General features: G+C 44.3%; 20 protein-coding genes and 2 pseudogenes. 13 read left to right on the forward strand and 9 right to left on the reverse strand.

Annotated elements, in window-relative coordinates:
* Positions 1 to 136: 136 nt before the first annotated feature.
* Positions 137 to 538, forward strand: a complete 402-nt coding sequence (locus AAW31_RS21700; RefSeq protein WP_052752061.1) for a transposase — start codon at positions 137 to 139, stop codon at positions 536 to 538.
* 197 nt (positions 539 to 735) lie between these two features.
* Here the strand turns inward: AAW31_RS21700 and AAW31_RS04135 are convergent, their stop codons facing one another.
* Positions 736 to 1161, reverse strand: coding sequence for a hypothetical protein (locus AAW31_RS04135; protein WP_046849283.1), 426 nt, complete (start codon positions 1159 to 1161; stop codon positions 736 to 738).
* 132 nt (positions 1162 to 1293) lie between these two features.
* Here AAW31_RS04135 and AAW31_RS04140 point away from each other — a divergent pair, with 132 nt between their 5' ends.
* Positions 1294 to 2142 (forward strand): transposase, encoded by an 849-nt coding sequence (locus tag AAW31_RS04140; RefSeq protein ID WP_046849284.1) that lies wholly within the window; start codon positions 1294 to 1296, stop codon positions 2140 to 2142.
* A gap of 193 nt (positions 2143 to 2335) precedes the next feature.
* Here AAW31_RS04140 and AAW31_RS18710 read toward each other — a convergent pair whose 3' ends face one another.
* Genes AAW31_RS18710 through AAW31_RS04155 form a run of 3 tightly spaced genes read right to left on the reverse strand, consistent with a single transcriptional unit; the run spans position 2336 to position 4120 of the window.
* Positions 2336 to 3064 (reverse strand): energy transducer TonB, encoded by a 729-nt coding sequence (locus AAW31_RS18710; protein WP_052752062.1) that lies wholly within the window; start codon positions 3062 to 3064, stop codon positions 2336 to 2338.
* A complete protein-coding gene (locus AAW31_RS04150) occupies positions 3061 to 3468 on the reverse strand; it encodes an ExbD/TolR family protein (protein ID WP_046849285.1) in 408 nt (135 codons plus the stop codon). Before AAW31_RS04150 ends, AAW31_RS18710 begins: the two co-directional genes overlap by 4 nt.
* Positions 3458 to 4120 (reverse strand): MotA/TolQ/ExbB proton channel family protein, encoded by a 663-nt coding sequence (locus tag AAW31_RS04155; RefSeq protein WP_052752063.1) that lies wholly within the window; start codon positions 4118 to 4120, stop codon positions 3458 to 3460. The genes AAW31_RS04150 and AAW31_RS04155 overlap by 11 nt, the downstream gene beginning before the upstream one ends.
* A 686-nt stretch (positions 4121 to 4806) precedes the next feature.
* Here AAW31_RS04155 and AAW31_RS04160 point away from each other — a divergent pair.
* Together AAW31_RS04160 and AAW31_RS04165 are read left to right on the forward strand one after the other, a co-directional pair.
* Entirely contained in the window at positions 4807 to 5067 is a 261-nt protein-coding gene (locus tag AAW31_RS04160; RefSeq protein ID WP_046849286.1) for a type II toxin-antitoxin system HicA family toxin, read from the forward strand.
* Complete coding sequence (locus AAW31_RS04165; protein ID WP_046849287.1) at positions 5057 to 5269, forward strand: type II toxin-antitoxin system HicB family antitoxin; 213 nt, start codon at positions 5057 to 5059, stop codon at positions 5267 to 5269. The genes AAW31_RS04160 and AAW31_RS04165 overlap by 11 nt, the downstream gene beginning before the upstream one ends.
* Positions 5270 to 5347: 78 nt before the next feature.
* Here AAW31_RS04165 and AAW31_RS04170 read toward each other — a convergent pair.
* Positions 5348 to 6905: pseudogene (locus tag AAW31_RS04170) on the reverse strand (IS3 family transposase).
* Positions 6906 to 7436: 531 nt separating this feature from the next.
* Between AAW31_RS04170 and AAW31_RS04180 the strand changes: the two are divergent.
* From AAW31_RS04180 to AAW31_RS04200, 5 genes are all read left to right on the forward strand, one after another.
* Complete coding sequence (locus tag AAW31_RS04180; protein WP_046849288.1) at positions 7437 to 8969, forward strand: DEAD/DEAH box helicase; 1533 nt, start codon at positions 7437 to 7439, stop codon at positions 8967 to 8969.
* Between the two features lie 3 nt (positions 8970 to 8972).
* Positions 8973 to 9434, forward strand: coding sequence for a YaiI/YqxD family protein (locus AAW31_RS04185; protein WP_046849289.1), 462 nt, complete (start codon positions 8973 to 8975; stop codon positions 9432 to 9434).
* Between the two features lie 496 nt (positions 9435 to 9930).
* Positions 9931 to 10557, forward strand: coding sequence for an HD domain-containing protein (locus AAW31_RS04190; protein WP_046849290.1), 627 nt, complete (start codon positions 9931 to 9933; stop codon positions 10555 to 10557).
* Positions 10558 to 11200: 643 nt separating this feature from the next.
* Positions 11201 to 11584 carry a DUF4398 domain-containing protein gene (locus AAW31_RS04195; RefSeq protein ID WP_052752066.1) on the forward strand — a complete coding sequence of 128 codons (384 nt, stop codon included), beginning with the start codon at positions 11201 to 11203 and terminating at the stop codon, positions 11582 to 11584.
* A 95-nt stretch (positions 11585 to 11679) separates the two neighbouring features.
* The gene (locus tag AAW31_RS04200) at positions 11680 to 12468 is read left to right on the forward strand and encodes an OmpA family protein (protein ID WP_052752067.1); all 789 of its coding nucleotides are present in this window, start codon (positions 11680 to 11682) and stop codon (positions 12466 to 12468) included.
* A 657-nt stretch (positions 12469 to 13125) separates the two neighbouring features.
* Here AAW31_RS04200 and AAW31_RS04205 read toward each other — a convergent pair.
* Positions 13126 to 13698 (reverse strand): HdeD family acid-resistance protein, encoded by a 573-nt coding sequence (locus tag AAW31_RS04205; RefSeq protein ID WP_046849291.1) that lies wholly within the window; start codon positions 13696 to 13698, stop codon positions 13126 to 13128.
* A gap of 760 nt (positions 13699 to 14458) precedes the next feature.
* Here AAW31_RS04205 and AAW31_RS21705 point away from each other — a divergent pair.
* From AAW31_RS21705 to AAW31_RS04220, 3 genes and pseudogenes are all read left to right on the forward strand, one after another.
* Positions 14459 to 14692: a type II toxin-antitoxin system HicB family antitoxin gene (locus AAW31_RS21705; RefSeq protein ID WP_200899702.1), complete on the forward strand. Its 234-nt coding sequence runs from the start codon at positions 14459 to 14461 to the stop codon at positions 14690 to 14692.
* Between the two features lie 96 nt (positions 14693 to 14788).
* Positions 14789 to 14995 (forward strand): annotated as a pseudogene (locus AAW31_RS23385) (hypothetical protein); the annotation flags it as partial.
* A 426-nt stretch (positions 14996 to 15421) separates the two neighbouring features.
* Positions 15422 to 16216 carry a CPBP family intramembrane glutamic endopeptidase gene (locus AAW31_RS04220; RefSeq protein WP_052752068.1) on the forward strand — a complete coding sequence of 265 codons (795 nt, stop codon included), beginning with the start codon at positions 15422 to 15424 and terminating at the stop codon, positions 16214 to 16216.
* A gap of 307 nt (positions 16217 to 16523) precedes the next feature.
* Here the strand turns inward: AAW31_RS04220 and AAW31_RS04225 are convergent, their stop codons facing one another.
* Together AAW31_RS04225 and AAW31_RS04230 are read right to left on the reverse strand one after the other, a co-directional pair.
* On the reverse strand, positions 16524 to 17234 hold the full coding sequence (locus AAW31_RS04225; RefSeq protein ID WP_200899704.1) for an OmpA family protein: 711 nt from the start codon (positions 17232 to 17234) through the stop codon (positions 16524 to 16526).
* A 36-nt stretch (positions 17235 to 17270) separates the two neighbouring features.
* Positions 17271 to 17627 (reverse strand): exosortase system-associated protein, TIGR04073 family, encoded by a 357-nt coding sequence (locus AAW31_RS04230; protein WP_200899705.1) that lies wholly within the window; start codon positions 17625 to 17627, stop codon positions 17271 to 17273.
* A 384-nt stretch (positions 17628 to 18011) separates the two neighbouring features.
* On the opposite strand from AAW31_RS04230, the gene AAW31_RS23025 reads away from it, so the two are divergent.
* Positions 18012 to 18143, forward strand: coding sequence for a hypothetical protein (locus tag AAW31_RS23025; protein WP_258920413.1), 132 nt, complete (start codon positions 18012 to 18014; stop codon positions 18141 to 18143).
* Between the two features lie 319 nt (positions 18144 to 18462).
* Here the strand turns inward: AAW31_RS23025 and AAW31_RS04240 are convergent, their stop codons facing one another.
* Positions 18463 to 19113, reverse strand: coding sequence for a class I SAM-dependent methyltransferase (locus tag AAW31_RS04240; RefSeq protein ID WP_046851502.1), 651 nt, complete (start codon positions 19111 to 19113; stop codon positions 18463 to 18465).
* Positions 19114 to 19116: the final 3 nt, after the last annotated feature.

The raw sequence follows: 19116 nt of genomic DNA on the forward strand, positions 1-19116 counted from the left end.
GTCAGGTCTTACATTTGACATCACTACCCTAATATTTTAACCTTCAACAAGTTTAAATCTATATAGAATGCACAAATGGCAAGACCTTTACGCATTGAATTTGGCGGGGCGCTGTATCATGTAACAGCACGCGGCAATGCACGGGAAGATATTCAATAATGACAACATTGATCGCCAACAGTTTTTGCTGTTGCTACAGAACACGATCAATCGTTATGACTGGTATTGCCATGCCTATTGTCTCATGGACAATCACTACCATTTATTAATTGAAACCAATACTCCAACCTTGTCCAAAGGAATGAAGTATCTCAACGGCACTTACACGCAATATTTCAATCGGCAGCATCAGCGTGTTGGCCACGTGTTTCAAGGTCGTTTCAAAGCCATCCTGGTGCAGAAAGATGCCTATCTGTTCGAATTGGCGCGTTATATTGCCTTGAACCCGGTGCGAGCACAGATGGTGCGAAGTGCCAGAGCGTGGCGCTGGAGCAGTTATCGCGCAACCGCTGGATATGAAAAAACGCTGCCTGTTTAACTACTGAATAGAGCCTTGCTGGAATAACAGGCCAATATGAAAACTTCGAGGTAAAAAAACCGCTTCTCTATCGGGCGCGGTTATCCGCCTATGAAAAAAATGTGTTCAGCACCTGGACGGGATATATCCGTATTGATCAGTAGTGTCAAATGATGATAATGACAGAATATATCTTGATAGAGTGATAGTCAGCGGTATCAACCAGTTGATTTCGATAACTCAATATCAACTAGCTTGTTTATTTCTGGCGAGATAATTTTTAGAAGTATGTCACCCTGTCCATTATCCAAGCCTGCTTTTTCGAATATTTCACTCGTTCTGTCAGAAAATGATTCGTCAGAAAAAAATTGACTTGGCGGATATCCTCTAGCTTGCGAAGCTGTTAATTCAATATACTTTGATGCTAAGTCAATATAGCTACAATAAAGCATTTTATCTGAAAGTCGAGAATAACACCTCGCTACTTTCTCAATCATGCCATATACCCCGTGTTTTTTGTAACCGGCAACTGCTTCCTGTGATGCTTTAGTCATTTCTTTTGTAATGTCTTGAGAAAATTGAGCATATACTGAAGACATAAAAGCACAAATTACTATAAACAGGATTATTTTTATCGTTCTCATATTCTCATTTCCTAGCTCGACCTTTGCCTATAGCAACCCTTAAACCCAACCCTTAGAGTCAGGCCTTACAATTGACATCACTACCCTAATATTTTAACCTTCAACAAGTTTAAATTCACATAGCATGCACAGATGGCAAGACCTTTACGCATTGAATTTGCTGGAGCGCTGTATCATGTGACAGCACGCGGCAACGCACGGGAAAATATCTATCATGATGATATTGATCGTCAACAGTTTTTGCTGTTGCTACAGAACACAGTCAATCGTTATGACTGGTATTGCCATGCCTATTGTCTCATGGACAATCACTACCATTTATTAATTGAAACCAACTCTCCCACCCTGTCCAAGGGAATGAAGTATCTCAACGGCACTTACACGCCATATTTCAATCGGCAGCATCAGCGTGTTGGCCACGTATTTCAAGGCCGTTTCAAAGCCATCCTGGTGCAGAAAGATGCCTATCTGCTGGAATTGGCGCGTTACATTGCCTTGAATCCGGTGCGGGCACAGATGGTGCGAAGCGCCAAAGCGTGGCGCTGGAGCAGTTATCGCGCAACGGCTGGATATGAGAAAAATGATGCCTGTTTAACTACTGAATGGATTCTCGCTGGATTTGATAAAACAAAGCGTGTCGCGCAGCAACGCTATCGAGGTTTTGTTAGGGCCGGCAAAGAGCAACCTTCCCCCTGGCAGTGGTTGAAGAACCAGATTTATTTAGGTGATGATAATTTTATCAATGATATGCAACGCAAGCTTAAATCTGAACAATCACTCAAAGATATACCCAGAAAGCAAAAACAAGCCCCCATCAAATCACTGAGCTTTTTTGTTGATCGCTATAAAAACCGTGATGAAGGTATGGCTCAGGCGTATTTAAGCGGACACTATACGCTCGCTCAAGTGGGTGAGCATTTTGGCGTGAGTTATGCTACCGTAAGTCGGGCTGTGAAGCAGGCGGAAAAGAGCAAGCGGTAGTGTCAAATTAAGGTCTAACCCTGAGGAATCCCTGGGATAATTTAAGCGCGATTGCCTTGGTAGTTCGGTGAGGAGCATCATCACACAGGCATGGAGCCGACAGCGCTGAAAACGCACATATTTTTAGGGTCTACCATTGAATTTGTGGATGACACAGACCGACTAATGCATGTCCCCTATTCTTGTTATAAATCTATTCTTTTAATACGAAGCTAAATGGTTGAAAGGCAATAACAGGTACTGGCTGACCATTTTGCAAGGGAGGTTTACATCGCCAGGTTTTAACTGCAGTAATAGCGGCCTCATCTAGACGAGAGTAGCCGCTGCTGTTAGTAACTTGCGCCTTTTTAACGCGACCACTTTCATCCAATTCCAGTTTTAGCATTAATTTACCATGCTCGCCAAGTATGCGCGACCGGGAAGGATAGGAAGGGGAATTCATGACTGGGCAGATAACCGATAGTTCTGAAGACAACATAACTGGACCAGAAGGCATTTGCGTACCGGATCCTGCTCCGGATCCTCCACCAGCTCCTGGGTGCCCTGCCATGGCTACATTTGCAGCACTGGATGATTCTTGACCGTCTGTAGGTTGCGGTAATGTCGTTTTCTCCTTAGCCTTGCCGGATGCTCGGGCAATCGCTTTCGATGGTCTTGACACAACAGAAGTTGTTTTCTCCTGATGAATTTGCTTGGGTGCTGAGGGTTTCTTCTCCGGCCGATATAACGGTTGCCCTATAAGAGGTGAGGGAGCACTTTGGGTTGCGGGGGCGATTTGGGGGAGTGATACTAATCTAAACGTGATAGTTTCGTCCTCTATCCGATCATTTTTCTGCACCAAATTAATGGGCAACATTGTGATTGCGCTATGCACAAGACATGTCACCAAGATTGGCATAGGCCAACCGTGCAGCTGATTCATGGCGCTTCAGCTTCAGGCTTCTGAGTCGCAATACTCACTGATGTAAATCCGACTACCTGAACATCACTTAAGATCTGCACGAGCCGCTGCACCGGTACTGATCGATCCGCCACTAAAAGCACTGTCTGGTAACGCGATATCTTTGATTGCAGCTCATGCTTAAGCCCGCTTAATTCAATCTCCTCGTTCTCAACCTTAATTGTGCCCGTGACAGGTATGGTGATCACCAGAGATTCAATTTCCGCTTCATTAGATGATTCCGCTTCTGGAACCGAGATATCGAGCGTCTGAATCCGTTGAAAATTAGCAGCAAGAATAATAAAAATGACCAGGGTAAATATACAATCAATTAAGGGCGTGAGGTTGATTGTGGGTGATGTGCGTTGCCGAGTTTCAAAATCCATCTGTCACCTCCGGTTTGGCTTCGTTCCTGGGTGCAACGTAGAAGATGCTCTGTATAATGTCACCCAAGTGAAGACGAACATTGTCTAAACGACTTGAAAGATAGTCATGGATAGCAAGGGTCGGCACTGAAATCGTCAGGCCGGCTGCCGTCGTTACTAATGCCTCCCAGATTCCCGACGAAAGGTCTGAGAGATTGATGCTGGAATTACCGGCTTCCTGAAGGTCCATAAACATTTTGATCATCCCAAATACCGTACCGAGCAGGCCAAGGAGTGGCGCAATCTGAGCGATAAAGGAGAGCAGTGAAAGGTTCTTTTCCAGCTTCTGTATTTGTAGGGTGGCGACCCGTCTAGCCTCAGATTCTGCAAGCTCAGGCCGTTCCGTGAGTGCCTTCGCAGCGGCGCATACCACGCGAGCGGCAGGGTGAGAATGGTGATTACAAGCCCTGCTCACCGCATTGAAATCTCCTAAACGGGTAAGATTTAGTACCTCTTCGAACCAGCTTAGATCGGATAGGTGTAATGCCCGGTACTCTATGAGTTTGCGAATGGACACGGCAAGCGCAACGATCGAACACACATAGAGCGGCACCATTGTCCAACCACCTTGGGCAAGAATTTCTCCGAGCAATATTTCTTTATTACCATTCATAAGCGCTCCTTTACCATAGGTAATCCCACTTAAATTATTGGTAATCCTACTTGCATCATTGCGAGCATCAGAGGCTCTAGAAGAAATCGTAAAGAGTGCCTTAAACGTAAGAGGGACGAAACGCAGAATCAAGAAAATGATTCTCACGAATTCCGTTAAAAGGAAATTTTAGCGAAACTACGTGTTGGCGTAACTATCCATCAAATGGATCAGCGAGAATCAAGTACCACTCAATATAACGATTAGGACACAGAATAGACTTTTCCAACCTCTTAAAACGTTTTAAATCAATTCCCCTACTCTTAGTGACAGTATATTAAAAAACCATTTTAATAAACAAGAAAAATAATGATTACCATTTACATAATCAGCTCTGAAAAATACCTGAGACACGTATGTAGATTGGAATTCATGCGGGATGGTAGACCCTAATATATATTAAAGGGTAGTGTCCCCTCCCCCGCCTTTCCCGTACTCATTCAAACTATTCACTCATCACATCTGGCAGTTGACTTTTCTTTCCGCAGACTTACAATCCCCATTAGCGCCCTTTCCTCTAGTTTAGTTCAGCAATGTTTATCCACTGTCGATTGAATAGTGGTTATTACAAGCTTGGGAAAAGTGATGTATAAGCACTATTCATTTTATGCCTCTGCTAGTGCCACTTAGCCATTATGATTTTTTAAATGGGAAAATACTCAAAGCTTCGCGAAAAAATTTTGGCGGGTAGCGCTGATTCGAATATAGAATTTGCTATGGTATGCCAGCTACTTGTCCGTTTGGGTTTCGAAGAGCGAGTGAAGGGCGGCCATCACATTTTTGCTCGAAATGACGTTGATGAAATTATCAATCTCCAGTCTAAAAGTGGTAAGGCTAAGGCATACCAGGTGAAACAGATCAGAAATATCCTGTTGAAGTATCGATTAGGAGAAAAGAATGTCGATTAGGTATGAATTAATCATCTATTGGAGCGAAGAGGATGGGACATTTGTTGTGGAGGTTCCGGAATTACCTGGTTGTATGGCCGATGGTGAGACCTACGAGCAGGCAGCATCCAATGCACAAATCGTGATCGAGGAATGGCTCCAAACTGCTCGTGAGCTTGGTCGCCCTATCCCAGAGCCCAAGGGTCGTTTGATGTATGCTTAACCAGCCCATCAATTCAAAGCCGGAAAAAAGGGAACGTTACCGGTAGGTGTCAACATACTTTTCGCCTGAATACATTATTTAAGCAACCTTTTCCATCGTGGTTTTTGGTTGCGTATTACCGGGATTAAGCCTGACTGTTGATTCGTGTGACCAGTTTCGGGTTTCGCCTGACCAACGTTCCGGATGCTTCTTTTTCGCTTCCTCATAGAGACGTTTTCGCTGTTCAAGAAGAGTCACATCATCACCATGATGGCGCTGTGTTGGTGTCACATATTTTATGCCGCCATGGCGATGACAGTGGTTATACCAGTCAACAAAATGCAGCACCCATTGGCGTGCCTCGTCAAGACTTTCAAAAGGTTTGGATGGATAAGCAGGTGTATATTTCAAAGTTTTGAATAATGCCTCTGAATACGGATTATCGTTACTCACCGAAGGGCGGCTGAATGATGGAACAACACCCAGCTTCTGCATTGTTACCAGCATGGTGGCCCCTTTCATCGGGCTGCCATTATCTGAATGTAATACCACCTTCTGGTGGATGGGTAATACTTCAGTCAACCGGGTTTTTCGCAAAACATCAGCAGCTCGTTCCGATGATTCATTCTCATAGACTTCCCAGCCTACAATTTTACGACTATAGATATCCATGAACAGATACAGGTAAAAGAATACGCCTTTGAGCGTACTGGCCAGATAGGTAATGTCCCATGACCACACCTGATTGGGTCCATCTGCCATATAGGTTGTCGGTTTCTTTGTCGTGTCTGGATTGGCCGTACGGCCTCGGCGATGCAATTGGCCAGCATTACGTAAAATGCGGTAGAAACTGCTTTCTGACGCCAGATAAATAGCTTTGTCTGCTAGGGCAGGGACAATCTGTTTAGGTGTCTGGCTGCAGAATTCTTTACTGTTACAAACGTCGAGGATATGCTTTCTTTCCTGCTCACTGAGTTTATTGGCAGGCGTTTTCTCGACTATCTGCCGACGATCTTCCAGGCCAATGTGATGCCAGTATTGCAGCGTGCGGCTGCTGATGCCGATCACCTCACAGGCCAATCGTTGCCGTACACCTTGATTCACTGCTTCTGTTATTAATTGTATGGCCATCTGACGATCCTGCGCGCAGATCAATCTTCCTCGCTCACCCCCCAGATGGCTTCGCACTTTTTTGACAGCACCAGCAGCGCGGCTGTTTCTGCCAGTGCTTTTTCTTTGCGTCTGAGTTCAGCTTCCAGACGCTTTATCTGCTTCCGCTCTTCCTGACGATAGCGATTCTTTTCTTTCTCAGCCTGGGCATGGCGTTGATACCCTGACAGTGCTGCCGTTTTCCATTGATCAATCTGTTCTGAGTACAAGCCCCTTTACTGCAGCAATATTCACTCAGTTGTGCGCTATTCAAACCAGCTGTTTCTATTACAACCGCCAGCTTATCTTCTGCTGTCCAGTCATCTGCTTTACTGTTATCTCCCGGCACTGCGATCCCCCTATTCCTGTATTCTTTTCTCCATTTATACAGCGTAACATCAGATACGCCTGTTTCTTTACACAATTGGGGAACAGATACCGCATTGGGTGGCATCATCTTCTTGATGACTGATTCCTTAAATTCTTTTGAATAACTCTTTTGCTTCATGTCCTCTCACTTCGCCCTTCAAGTTTTTAGGTTTCAACTGCGGTGAAAGGTATCCTGACACATAGGGTTACTGAGGCATACCCACCAATTTAACATCCCTTCAACGCGTTGCAGTAGCCCTCTAAAAGAGCTTGCGTCTGCTTCCATATTAAAGCCGATAATTCAAAGGCTGTGTAGCAACAAGCAATTCGGGTAAGAAAATCTACTAAAAGTAGATGGGTTAGCGCAGCTTGGTGCAGACAACTAAAGTCATCTATCCGCTCCAAGCTAAGCGCGCATGAGTCAGCATATTTAAAGCCAAAGTCACCGTCTAAAGACGTGGGTTTTTACCAAATTTATGGAAATAAATCCATTTTTGTTCTGCAAGTCCGTATAATACAAAGTCCCTGCATCTAACCAATCACTGCAGCGGTCTTTCTTCTCATCTAATGATCAGTCCGATATTTTTTGATGTCGACTATTACTGATCCTTTATTCGTCTGCCTCGATTGGTGCTACTTATGAGTAACAGGCCGTCGCAGGAGTATTACCTTGTTTGTTCAATCAAAAACTCTAAAAACAACCCTTATCACCTCTCCTTTCAACGAGCTGGGATTAAGTAAGCCCATCTTGCGCGCGATTGCCGACGCTGGCTACATCACGCCCACCCCTATCCAGCTCAAAGCTATTCCGCAAATATTGTGCGGTAGCGATCTGCTTGCTGGCGCGCAAACCGGTACCGGGAAAACTGCCGGCTTCACATTACCCATCTTGCAATTACTGAGTCAGAAAAAAGCTACCAGTTTAGGAAAAGGCCGTCCACGCTGTTTAATCTTGACACCCACGCGCGAACTAGCCGCACAAGTAGAAGAATCGGTCAAAACTTATGGCAAATATCTATCGCTTACTTCCAGCGTCATATTTGGCGGAATAAGTATCAACCCGCAAATTATGCGCTTGCGCAAGCCACTGGATATCCTGGTCGCCACCCCTGGCCGTCTGCTCGATCACGTTGGCCAGAGAACACTGGATTTATCTGGGATTGAGATCCTCGTGCTGGATGAAGCCGATCGCATGCTGGATATGGGCTTCATCCACGATATTAAAAAAATTCTTGCATTGCTGCCTAAACAAAGGCAGAGCCTACTGTTCTCTGCCACCTTCTCAGATGAAATCAGGGCGCTGGCTGCTACTCTGCTAAGGAACCCAACTTTTGTTGAAGTGGCACATCGCAACACTGCGTCAGAGCTGGTCGAGCAATCGGTGCATTTAGTGGACCAAAGCCATAAGCGTGATCTGATGAGTTATCTGATCAAATATCATAATTGGCAGCAAGTGCTGGTTTTTACCCGAACCAAACATGGCGCCAATCGCTTGGCAGAAAAGCTGATCAAAGATGGGATCGAAGCTGCCGCGATTCATGGCAACAAAAGCCAAGGCGCTCGCACCAAAGCATTATCCCAATTCAAGCAGGGAACCGTACAGGTGCTGGTTGCAACCGATATCGCTGCACGCGGGCTGGATATCGACCAACTGCCGCAAGTGGTAAATTTTGAACTGCCGAATGTACCTCAAGATTATGTGCACCGCATTGGCCGCACTGGCCGTGCAGGTAGCCCTGGCGCTGCGATATCGCTGGTAGACCGTGAAGAAATGAAACACCTCCGCGACATAGAACGACTGATAAAACGTGAGCTTCCCAAAACAACTGCCCCAGGCTTTGTCGCACCTGCCAAAATTGAACCTGAAGCACCCAGGCCAGCGAATCAACAACGACGCGCCATCAACCAAGGTAACAAGCCGAATCAGACCTCCCGCAAAGCAGGAGAGCGCGCTAAGCAAGCAGTCAATAGTCGCGCGAAATATGAACGCCTGGAACAACCCAAGCAACCCAGACAACACAGCTCAAACCCTACCCCCCGCTCAAAACCAGCCGGTACTCAGCAGCGCTCAGACAATGCGCAAAACTCACCCAAGAAACAACCTGCTCAAAAAATGTCTGAAGCTGCACGCCATCAAGCCATGCCCCAGACCACCTGGTTTTCGCCAAAATCAAGCAACTATTCAGGCAAGCGTGGGCATTAATCGATGAGAATTTGGGTAGATGCTGACGCTTGCCCTGTCGCCATTAAGGAAATTTTGTTTCGTGCAGCAGAACGCACCCAAATTGTGACCACACTGATTGCCAACAAACCGCTACGTGTTCCACCCTCACCTTATATCAAGACGCAACAGGTACCAGGCGGCTTTGATGTGGCGGATAACAAGATCATATTGGCACTGCAAGCAGGTGATCTGGTCATCACTGCTGACATTCCGCTTGCGGCACAGGTAATTGCAGCGGGCGGTCATGCCCTTAACCCGCGCGGTGAGCTCTACACCACCGACAACATCAAGGAACGCCTTACCATGCGTAATTTTATGGAAGAATTACGTAACAGCGGAGTAAATATTGGAGGAGCCTCTCCCTTTAACCAGGCTGATCGTCAAGTATTTGCCTCGAAGCTCGATTGGCTGTTAGCACGCTATTTCAGATCCCCTATTCCATGAATTGAAATGCAATTGACTATATACAAAATGTTCTGCACGGATAGGTTATCTGTTTGAGCTAATCAGCTGATTGACAGCAGTTTTTAATTGCGCTGCCACAGTTTCATGGGATCAAATCTTGCGTTGCAACGAATACAAATAATAAGTATCAATCATTGCCTAGTGTGACAAACTTATTTAAGCAATAACGCTTTTTTATTGGTGAAGTACAAAAACAAATTAGTTTAAAACAAAAAGCGATAATATTCATATTATCAAGCGATCGAAGAAATTGCCCAAGAAACCGGTGGATGAAATTGTTGACGGTATTACGGGTAGAGGAAAGATGATGAATGTGATATACCAACGGGACATTACCCAATATTTGGAACCGCAGCGTATTTTAATGTTGATTATAGGGCTGTTATTCGGTTAATTCGTTCATTTTGCAAGCTATTATGACTGATACCTTTTCTACTGTGTCATTGCGAAGATTTAATTCCAGTTAGCTATTCAAGTGATACTAGCGAATCAATGGAAAGCGTCTTGGGAAGGGCTGGGCATTTCAATCACCCCTATGCTGCTTCAGGAGTTTAAAGAGCTCATCGCCCGGTACTCCGAGCCCCACCGGAGATACCATACTGTGCGCCATCTTGAAGAGTGCTTTGCGAAGCTCACCGAGATCTGCAATCTCGCAGAGCATGCCGCCGAAGTAGAGTTAGCGATTTGGTTCCACGATGCAATTTATGAGAAACACTCCAACCAGAACGAAGTTAAGAGTGCAGAGCTAGCAGTAAAGAAAGTACTGGCTGCAGGTGGGACCAAAGATGCCGCTGCCCGTATCTCAAACTTGATCATGGCAACCCGGCACGCCGTACTGCCGCGCAATAAGGACGAACAAGTCTTGATCGATGTAGACCTATCCATCCTGGGTGCAGAACCTGAAAGGTTTAAGGAATACGAACGACAGATACGTGAAGAATATTCTTGGGTTCCGTTTTTCTTGTTCAGAAAGAGACGGAGGAAGATTCTGAAGGATTTTCTCGCACGGCCAACGATATTCAATACGCCTGTGTTCATACAACGCTATGAAAAGCAAGCTCGACAGAATATTGAACGTTCGATGACACGAATGGGTAACTAACCGGGCAATCAACCGAACCCGTTACAAACATGAGACCAGGTCTTGCTTTTTGCAGCACTAGGCAAATACTGACAGTCAAAAATATAAAATTGCCTCCTCCCGTTTTTCGGTGTAATGACGAGTGCGGCTTACGCGAGCTAACCCATTTACCATTGCAGGGGCAGTGCTGCTGGCATTGCCTGAATCGAATTTGAACGTACCAGCTTCCCGTTTAACCTTCCGGGTAAAGAACTCAAGGAGGCACCTGAAGCAAGTGGTGCGCAGAAGACAGAATTAGCAAATAGGTGTCAAGTTTTATGGGATGATAACAGCCCATTGAACTTGCCCGTCGAGTTTGGTCTTTTTTGCCAGGTAGACAAAGTCATGTTGCACTAACAGAAAATAAAATAGCAACCATATCTCTGATTTTCCTGATGATGAGTTGCAATTAAGTAATTTTTTGTTCGGTCAGCAATGTGTTTGACAGTCAGTCTGATTTCCAGTACATTCATTTTTTAGTGAAAAAAAGCGTTTTATTTTTTCTGCGTTACCAGGGGTTTGATATGTACTAGCGATCAACAAGAACCTCGAGTATTGATGTTTTTTCTTGTCGCGTCTCGCTGTCAAATACCCCTGAAAGCCAAAATCCATTTGGAGGTCAGCGATGATGAATAAGATTGCGCTACTGAAAAAAGCACCCCCACTTACTTTATTAATGATTGGCGGTGTTATTCTATTGGCTGCTTGTGCTAGCCCAACGCCGGCACGGCTTGCCATTTCGTCAGCAGATGAAGCTTATGACCGGGCGATCAGCGCCGATTCCGCAAAATATGCGCCACTGCCAACGCACTTAGCCAAAGATAAACTAGATCAGGCAAAATCCTCCCTCAGCAATAAGGACTATGAGATCGCGCGACGGTTGGCCGAAGAAGCCCAAGTCGACGCCCGACTGGCCGAAAGTACCGCCCTGTCCGAGCGGGCACAATCGCAAACTCAAGAAATTCAAAAAGCGATTGAAGATCTTCGGCGGGAAAGCAAAGTACGCTAGCTCTGCACTCCAAACCGACACGCAGCCTCAGTCTATTACGCTCGACGGTGTATAAGATAGTGTTTTACACCGATCAATGAACAAAGGAGACGACGATGATTACTCAAAGCAATCGTTTTTTTTGGTGGAATAATCGCGCATTTACCATTTGCCTCGCTGCTACATTGAGCGCTTGTGCCGCTCCCAACGGGACGCTGCAACAGGCACGGGTAGCTTACGAACAAACTCGACAAGATCCAAAAGTTGTCAACATGGCACCTGTAGAACTCCAAAAGGCCAGTGAGACTATAGTGCGGGCTGAGCAGGCCGGAAACCGTAAGGAAACTGCTCATCTTGCCGGCATCGCCCAAAGACAGTTAGAGATTGCACGCGTCGAGGCTCAACGGAAGGAAGCCGAAGCAGCATTAGAGCAATTGATTAAAGAGCGTGATCAAATTCTATTAGAAGCGAGAACTAACGAAGCTCGCGCGCTAGCGAATGAATTGGCTGAGCTTAAGGCCGAGCAGACGGAGCGTGGTTATGTGATGACGCTGGGTGATGTGCTGTTCGAATACAACCGTGCAACTCTAAAGCGTGGTGCGCAGATGAATCTCTCTCGTCTCGTTTCATTCTTACAATCCCATCCCGAGCAAAATATCCTCATCGAGGGGCACACGGATAATACCGGATCAGAATCTTATAACCAGAGATTATCGGAGCAGCGTGCCCAATCGGTGCAGAATTTTTTGATAAGCAACGGCGTTAATCCTCAGCGCATCACGGCTCAGGGTTTTGGTGAAAGTTATCCGGTGGCTTCCAATCGCAACGAAGCCGGCCGCCAACAAAATAGGCGGGTAGAAATTATATTTCCTAAAGCTGAACAAGCTGGTGCCACGGGCAGATAAGGAGATTTGTTTTTTGTAACGAGAGCTTACTCTGAAATTCAGCAATCTTTTTTGCATTGCCAGGCAAGCTTCGGATTTGAGATGAATTGAGAGCACAAAGCAAAGAAAGAGTAAGGTGCAGAATCAAGCATTCTTATTCTTGCGAACAATAGTCCCAATCGTTGCTGGGTGCGTGAGTGAGGTAGCAAATACTACGCTGGCTGACGCACCCCGTTTGACAAATTGTCATCAATGGTTTCAATGAGGAGATGATAATAATTGTTACCCATCAGACAGTAGCCATGACACAACCAGTTGTAATCTGCAACAACCGCTCCAAGGATTTCTAAAAACCTTAATCAGTCATCATCTTCATAAATATTTTCGCCGCGATCTCCACGTGATGTGACGTGATAAAGCACATTCGGGAATCCTAAACGGAATAGCCCTTGACACATAATCTGTAGTATATCCACTTATTTTTCTTGATTCGCGACCTGGCCCTTATTTTTGACGCTTATTTTCCGTTAGATGTTGGACACAAACTAAACAACAAACCAAGAAAATGCCTAGGGTCTAGGAGACCTTACAAGACGTTCCAAGAATAACAAGGTATAGATGCTGAGAGATTGATGGGTTACACACTTATTACGTGAATTCAAGTTTAGATATTTAGGTTCAAGCCTTCTTTTCCGCCTCATGACTGATGTTGCGTGCTGCCATAGCCATAGCGATTAACAGCCAGCCATTGATCATCATCTCAATAGCCACAAATAAACCAATTACCCAAAACGCAGTTTCTGGCCATCCATAAACAATCAAGCCGGCTAACAATAAATCAATCAAACCACCTACCAGCGTTAGCTGCCATTTCCAGCCACGTTTTCGGCAGTTCCATGCATAACTAATACGTGACAAACCGATAGCAATCAAGAAGCCCGCTAATATAAGGGTAAGGCTGAGTGTACCGCTCACTGGATCCCACACTAACAATCCACCAAATACGATATAAATTAGCGCGATAAGCAGATGCAAAGCACGGCCTGACCATTTAACTTCTTTTGTAGCCAAGCCATGCCAGAGCTGAAAACAGCCGGACACCAGAGCTAAGGCACCAAACAAAATTACGCTGGCCAAGGTCAGGTAGAATTGCATAGCTACGCCAAGCATCCCAAAGATGAGCAGAGCTATGCCGAGTGCCAATAGCCAACCCCAGCTAACTGGCAATTCTAATTTTTCTTGATCTATCATCCTTGTTTTCTCCTATTAAGAAAAATTTTTGAATATCAGCTTGTCACAACAGCTCTAAACCAGCAATTTCTTACATCCTATCCGTGTTTTAGGGATGACAAGCAAGACATTGATTCTTAATTATTTTCTTTCTATGCTCCGGAAAGATAGTTGATTTGTGGTATTGCTAATACAATTACCATTTGGATAATTGATGCTCACACTTATCGAAACAAAATTTTTTATCCAGGTCTCTTCCAATCTTTTATTCAATCTGATCAATATGGCCACGGCTGATTTTGCTTGGGATTTAATTGCCGAGGCCAGATTCTCAGAGGATGCTAAAAATATTAGAACAAGGAATCATCTTAAACAGGTGGTGTAAAAAGGTAAATACCTGATTTTATGACATATTGCCTCTCATATGTTGGCTAGAGTAATGCAAATGTTTAATAGAATTTTATTTCATTACACATCTTAAAATTTGGAAATTTAATCCGAATCAAAGTTCATTATTTTTATAACTAAACTAAAAGGGGCGTGAATCGCGACCTGGCTCCATTTTTGTGCTCCATTTAGAATTTCCGATGCTTTATTACGTCACATCGCATGGAGATCGCCGCGAATATAAAAAGTGTCCGTCATTACATAGCGTATGAAGCACTTTGTTCGTGCATGCCGATCATCATGCTTTGCCTGATGATCAATTCAGAATCTAGAATCTACTTACTCAGACTCATTTCTCGTTGAGAAAACGCAAGCCCTTCAGACTTATTCCATAATGGAAGAGACTAACGTTAGCCGCTGGCCACGTTTGGGAGTACAATCGCCACAATCTCCCTCTCCAAAAAAACGAGGAACAAAGCTTATTGATTTCAGCATCGAATTCGAACAGGAAGAAGATGGTCGATGGCTTGCAGAAGTCCCGCAGCTTGCGGGTGTTCTTGCTTATGGCACGACGCCTGGCGAAGCCATGGCTAAAAGCCTAAGTACTTGTGCTGCGGGTATTGGCTGAACAACTTGAACATGGCGAAATTCGGCCTCAGTTCATCAGTATTTCCCTTGCTGCGACATGAGCCAATGACTATCATGCAAGGTCAGACGTGTACTCGTCGCATTATTGCGCATAAGTTGGCAGGTCAAACGTCAATCGGGGTCTCATCGCACATTATCACAGAATGGTTGGTCTGATGTTGTCTTTGCATTCCATAATCAGGAGGAGATTGGGCCTCATATGCTTGCAAAAAGTGCTAGGTCTAGAATTATTAATATCTCAATAAAACTGAGCCACGGTTTATTCGGTTGCTCTTCAGTCTGATTTACACAAGGCAAGTTTAATACACCCCTTCCCATAAAATTTTGCTTCACTGGAAGATCTGGTTGAAGTAGCACACATAAGAACATCCGAGCGCTTGCATTGTTTGCTAATACCGCTAGTGCTTTCCAGTACGCAAAGTAAATAAACATAATTTGTCATTAATACACAGGCATAAACAGAAACTTCATATTTTTGACATATTTTTCTAACTATCTGAGACCGACTGGCACACTCTCAGCCAAGGTAAAGCACTCTTGACGATTATTACCCTTTTGATAATATGCTGCGCAATACGATAGGTGCACACATATAAACCAAGCGATTAATTCATCTATTTTTATTAAAGCGCGATTGCACTCCACGAAGAAATTATTTGTGTAGCACAAATCATTTGCATAGCATTACTTTCTTATTCTTTAGATCAGCATGTTCAGGTTATTTGTATCAGAAACAAGTCAGACTATTACCAAGTTACTTCAATGGCAAACAAAAAGAACTAACTTTAAAGTCGCACTGATTTGCATTGTGGTGGCGTTAGCATTGACCCTTAATCGTTATTTTGGAGATTATCGTTTTGTATTATCTATTTTGGAAAGCATAGAGCTATATGAGCTTTCGAACTTTTTTCGATCATTCATGCTGCGTCACTCAGACGCTCAGCTACATCAATTAATGTTCTGGGCATGCTCAATTATTCTGTTTTATTTCATTGTGCCGATACTGGTGATTGTGTTGGTGATAAAAGAAAAGCTCAGTAATTACGGATTAGCTCCTAATTACAGTTTTAGCAATTATAGGCCTTACTTAATCATGATTATCAGTATGGCGCCTTTAGTTGTTTATTTCTCAGGGACAGATAGTTTTTTGGCAAGCTATCCTTTTTATAGGATAGGAAAAAATGAGAATTTTTATCCGAATTTTGTAATTTGGGAGTTATTTTATTTTCTTCAGTTCATTGCGCTTGAATTTTTATTCCGAGGATTTTTATTGCATGGCACTAAACGAAGATTTGGGGTTTATGCCATATTTGTCATGACGATTCCCTATTGCATGATTCATTTTGGCAAGCCTTTACCTGAAACAATAGGCGCAATCGTTGCCGGGATCGTGTTGGGTGCGATGAGTCTGAAAAGCAAGAGTATCTGGCCAGGGGTCATGCTTCATTATGGTATCGCAATCATGATGGATCTAAGTGTTTTATATCGTAAAGGGATGCTATGAATCAGTCTATTTGAGATCCTACAGACTCTCTCGCTCATTATCATGGGATGTTAACCTCCCAGTAGCGCTAATATGAGGCTACAAGCTTATTCTCTTGTTCTATCCTTTATCGGCGATAAACATGACAGCAGCCGATGCGAACACTTCGAGACCGTCTTTTGAATGAACATTCATAGCATTTTTTCGAGCAAATCAGTCGCATTATCCCTCGCTCGAAACACATCCCTTACTAGTAAAGCCTGACCCTCAGTGTTCGTATTAGCGTAAAATCAACAAGATATGATTTTATAAGATAAGTTAGTAAGCTCTATTTTAAATTGGGACAATCCAAGTAGCCATCTTGAGACTGTGAAGTAGTCACATTTACCACACGATTTTTCTGATTTGGTGTGTTGTCAGGGCCTGTGGCTTCACCAATCGCTTTAACAATTAACTGGTTAGATTTTGCACCACTTGCTACCAAACGCTCCATCACTGCCTTAGCCCTTCTTTCCGATAAGGCCTGATTGTAATCTGGTTTACCAACAGTATCCGTTGAGGCAGTAATAGTTGCCGTTGCATTGGGATGTTCTTTTAACCAATGACCTATTCTGCTGATGGCTTCATCTCTGGTTTTAAACGGTTCAGCACTACCCGTCTCAAAGTAAGCAACTGAATGGTGCTTTTTACGTGTTTTTTTTGCTCCTTTATAATGGTTATGGCTGTGCACTTCAGTCAGCCATTGACACATCTCTTTCTCTGATTCCAAACGATGGTGTGCTGCTGATCTGGCAGCATTCAAGGCTTTTTGTTTCTCATCGATATTCCAGTAGTGGTCATTCTCAAGGTGGCTTAGCATATTATTGGCTGCTTCCAGATCTTTTGCAGACTGCTCCGCATGTAACATGGCTTGTCCATAGTGACCTGATCTAGCTGCATCAATCTCAGCTTTTAAATCAGCCGTGTTCTGTTTAGGTGTGGTACAGGCTGCCAGCAGGAATGCCAAAAGCGCAAGCAAGGGGTGAATATAATTTTTCATGATAATATCCTTTTGATTGAATGAGTCGAAACAGGTTTACTTGCCATCATCCAATGGACCATAAATAGTCCAGTAACCGGGATAATTCAATCCAATATAGCGGCTGTCCTCACTGAAGCGATCCCAAACATAGGCTGGAGTCGCAAAATCGTAAGTTGGAAACGGTGAAGTCAAGAATTCAGCGCCTCCCACAAACGTTCGAGTCACCCCATGCATAACACCTCGAACCAGGCCCCAAGTCAGGCCTACAAGGATATTATGCTCGTTGCTGATATTGATGACATTCTTGGGGATTTCGACGAACCCAAAGGCCATATTCGCCAAACCCTGGCTGAGTTTGTTGCCAAAACTGGTTAAATAGTCTTCTTCTGCTTGCACCGTTGATGTCATCATTAGTGCACAGACCAGAACGCACGTGGCAAGAATTTTACTTTTATTCATGATTAGCTCCTTGTTTTTCAAATTCAATACGTCGCAAGACCATACACAGGCTTAAAAATATGCAGATCCCGCTTCACTGTTAGCTTGATAAAACATATTTACAGATCAGTGTGTTTTAGGTGACATGCTCCTTTTGTCGCATTGTGGTATTCCGTTAGCTTATCGGGATATGCTGACTTAAAAAATACGTGTAAACACGTAAACTGAATACAATCGGTGGTGATCATCAAGTCACAGTGACTCAATGTTTCAGTTATTCTTTTGATCGGCTCAGATGGTGAGCAAAAGCGATGGATTAAACCAATTCAGCTTTATTGCATCAGGATGCTCAGTAGGATGAATGCATCAAAAAATGGCACTAGAATTAACCGCACTACAAGCTTTGCTATGTTCCAGGCTAAAGAAGTTATTATGGCAACAAGGAAGAATGCCACAAAGAATAAGAATAACAGGCAATTAATGGCATGACTGTGATTGAGAAACCCATCCTTCACGATTGATGTGTCTCATTGCATTCAACGCGTCTTTACCTTTATGTCCATTACTTGTTACATTCTATATCGCACACAAATGCACATTTTCGGCAGGATGGCTGACTATGGCAATCCACCAGGCACAGATCCATGCGATTTACATAGCAGACCAGACCGATGGATTCCTATTCTTTTGTCCAGCCAGCAGTACTTACAGGCAAGCGAACTATGAGCTTATCTACTGCTTGTGATACGCTAGTTATATGCTCGCGTTAAATACTGGCGTTCTGCAGGCTATCGCTCAGCTTATTGGCTCAGTTTATTGGTTTACCTGCACGATATGAAGCGACAGTGCCGAGTAGGGTACGGTAACAAGTAGTCTCCTCTACCGGATTGAAGCCGATATCCGTCATAAAAACCGGTAACAGGCCCAGAATATGATCGTGCACTTCTTCAAACCACCGCACGATCAGAGAGATTAACCACATGCCTGGATCATGCGGTCGACTGAAATCCGCCACATGCAATTCCCCACCGGGTTTGAGGATGCGGAAAACTTCCCTGAGCATTTGCTGCTTATCCTGTCGTGTTAGATGATGAAGCACCAGGCTGGCAAATACGTGATCGAAGCATCCATTCGGATAGGGCAGACAAGTTGCCCTACCCTGCTGAAGGACGATACTTTCTCCTGCCTGCTCGGCCTTACTTCGTGCGATATCCAATACCTGAGGATCCACGTCAAGTCCATATACGGTGACATTCGGTTGAGTTTGTTTGATCAGCATCGCGAGCGTGCCCGTACCGCAGCCGACATCCAGCACATTTTGACCCGGCTGAACGTGCGCTTGTGCAATCAATGCAGTCTTTACTCTTTCTTCATGAAAAAAGAGCCGCATCATCGGATCGTACCAGCGCGTCAACCAATGGAAATGAAACGCCGGAATATAATGGGAGTGTTTTTTCATGAT

Source organism: Nitrosomonas communis (genome assembly GCF_001007935.1).
Taxonomy (GTDB): Bacteria; Pseudomonadota; Gammaproteobacteria; order Burkholderiales; family Nitrosomonadaceae; genus Nitrosomonas; species Nitrosomonas communis.

What these genes read in the sequence shown, in the direction of transcription:
- AAW31_RS04140 (WP_046849284.1), top strand. Translation starts at nt 1,294, where the DNA reads ATGGCAAGACCTTTACGCATTGAATTTGCTGGAGCGCTGTATCATGTG.
- AAW31_RS04225 (WP_200899704.1), bottom strand. Translation starts at nt 17,234, where the DNA reads ATGAAAAATTATATTCACCCCTTGCTTGCGCTTTTGGCATTCCTGCTG.
- AAW31_RS21700 (WP_052752061.1), top strand. Translation starts at nt 137, where the DNA reads ATGCACGGGAAGATATTCAATAATGACAACATTGATCGCCAACAGTTT.
- AAW31_RS23025 (WP_258920413.1), top strand. Translation starts at nt 18,012, where the DNA reads ATGAATGCATCAAAAAATGGCACTAGAATTAACCGCACTACAAGCTTT.
- AAW31_RS04200 (WP_052752067.1), top strand. Translation starts at nt 11,680, where the DNA reads ATGATTACTCAAAGCAATCGTTTTTTTTGGTGGAATAATCGCGCATTT.
- AAW31_RS18710 (WP_052752062.1), bottom strand. Translation starts at nt 3,064, where the DNA reads ATGAATCAGCTGCACGGTTGGCCTATGCCAATCTTGGTGACATGTCTT.
- AAW31_RS04195 (WP_052752066.1), top strand. Translation starts at nt 11,201, where the DNA reads ATGATGAATAAGATTGCGCTACTGAAAAAAGCACCCCCACTTACTTTA.
- AAW31_RS04165 (WP_046849287.1), top strand. Translation starts at nt 5,057, where the DNA reads ATGTCGATTAGGTATGAATTAATCATCTATTGGAGCGAAGAGGATGGG.
- AAW31_RS04135 (WP_046849283.1), bottom strand. Translation starts at nt 1,161, where the DNA reads ATGAGAACGATAAAAATAATCCTGTTTATAGTAATTTGTGCTTTTATG.
- AAW31_RS04155 (WP_052752063.1), bottom strand. Translation starts at nt 4,120, where the DNA reads ATGAATGGTAATAAAGAAATATTGCTCGGAGAAATTCTTGCCCAAGGT.
- AAW31_RS04160 (WP_046849286.1), top strand. Translation starts at nt 4,807, where the DNA reads ATGGGAAAATACTCAAAGCTTCGCGAAAAAATTTTGGCGGGTAGCGCT.
- AAW31_RS04205 (WP_046849291.1), bottom strand. Translation starts at nt 13,698, where the DNA reads ATGATAGATCAAGAAAAATTAGAATTGCCAGTTAGCTGGGGTTGGCTA.
- AAW31_RS04220 (WP_052752068.1), top strand. Translation starts at nt 15,422, where the DNA reads ATGTTCAGGTTATTTGTATCAGAAACAAGTCAGACTATTACCAAGTTA.
- AAW31_RS04185 (WP_046849289.1), top strand. Translation starts at nt 8,973, where the DNA reads ATGAGAATTTGGGTAGATGCTGACGCTTGCCCTGTCGCCATTAAGGAA.
- AAW31_RS04150 (WP_046849285.1), bottom strand. Translation starts at nt 3,468, where the DNA reads ATGGATTTTGAAACTCGGCAACGCACATCACCCACAATCAACCTCACG.
- AAW31_RS04230 (WP_200899705.1), bottom strand. Translation starts at nt 17,627, where the DNA reads ATGATGACATCAACGGTGCAAGCAGAAGAAGACTATTTAACCAGTTTT.
- AAW31_RS04240 (WP_046851502.1), bottom strand. Translation starts at nt 19,113, where the DNA reads ATGAAAAAACACTCCCATTATATTCCGGCGTTTCATTTCCATTGGTTG.
- AAW31_RS21705 (WP_200899702.1), top strand. Translation starts at nt 14,459, where the DNA reads ATGGAAGAGACTAACGTTAGCCGCTGGCCACGTTTGGGAGTACAATCG.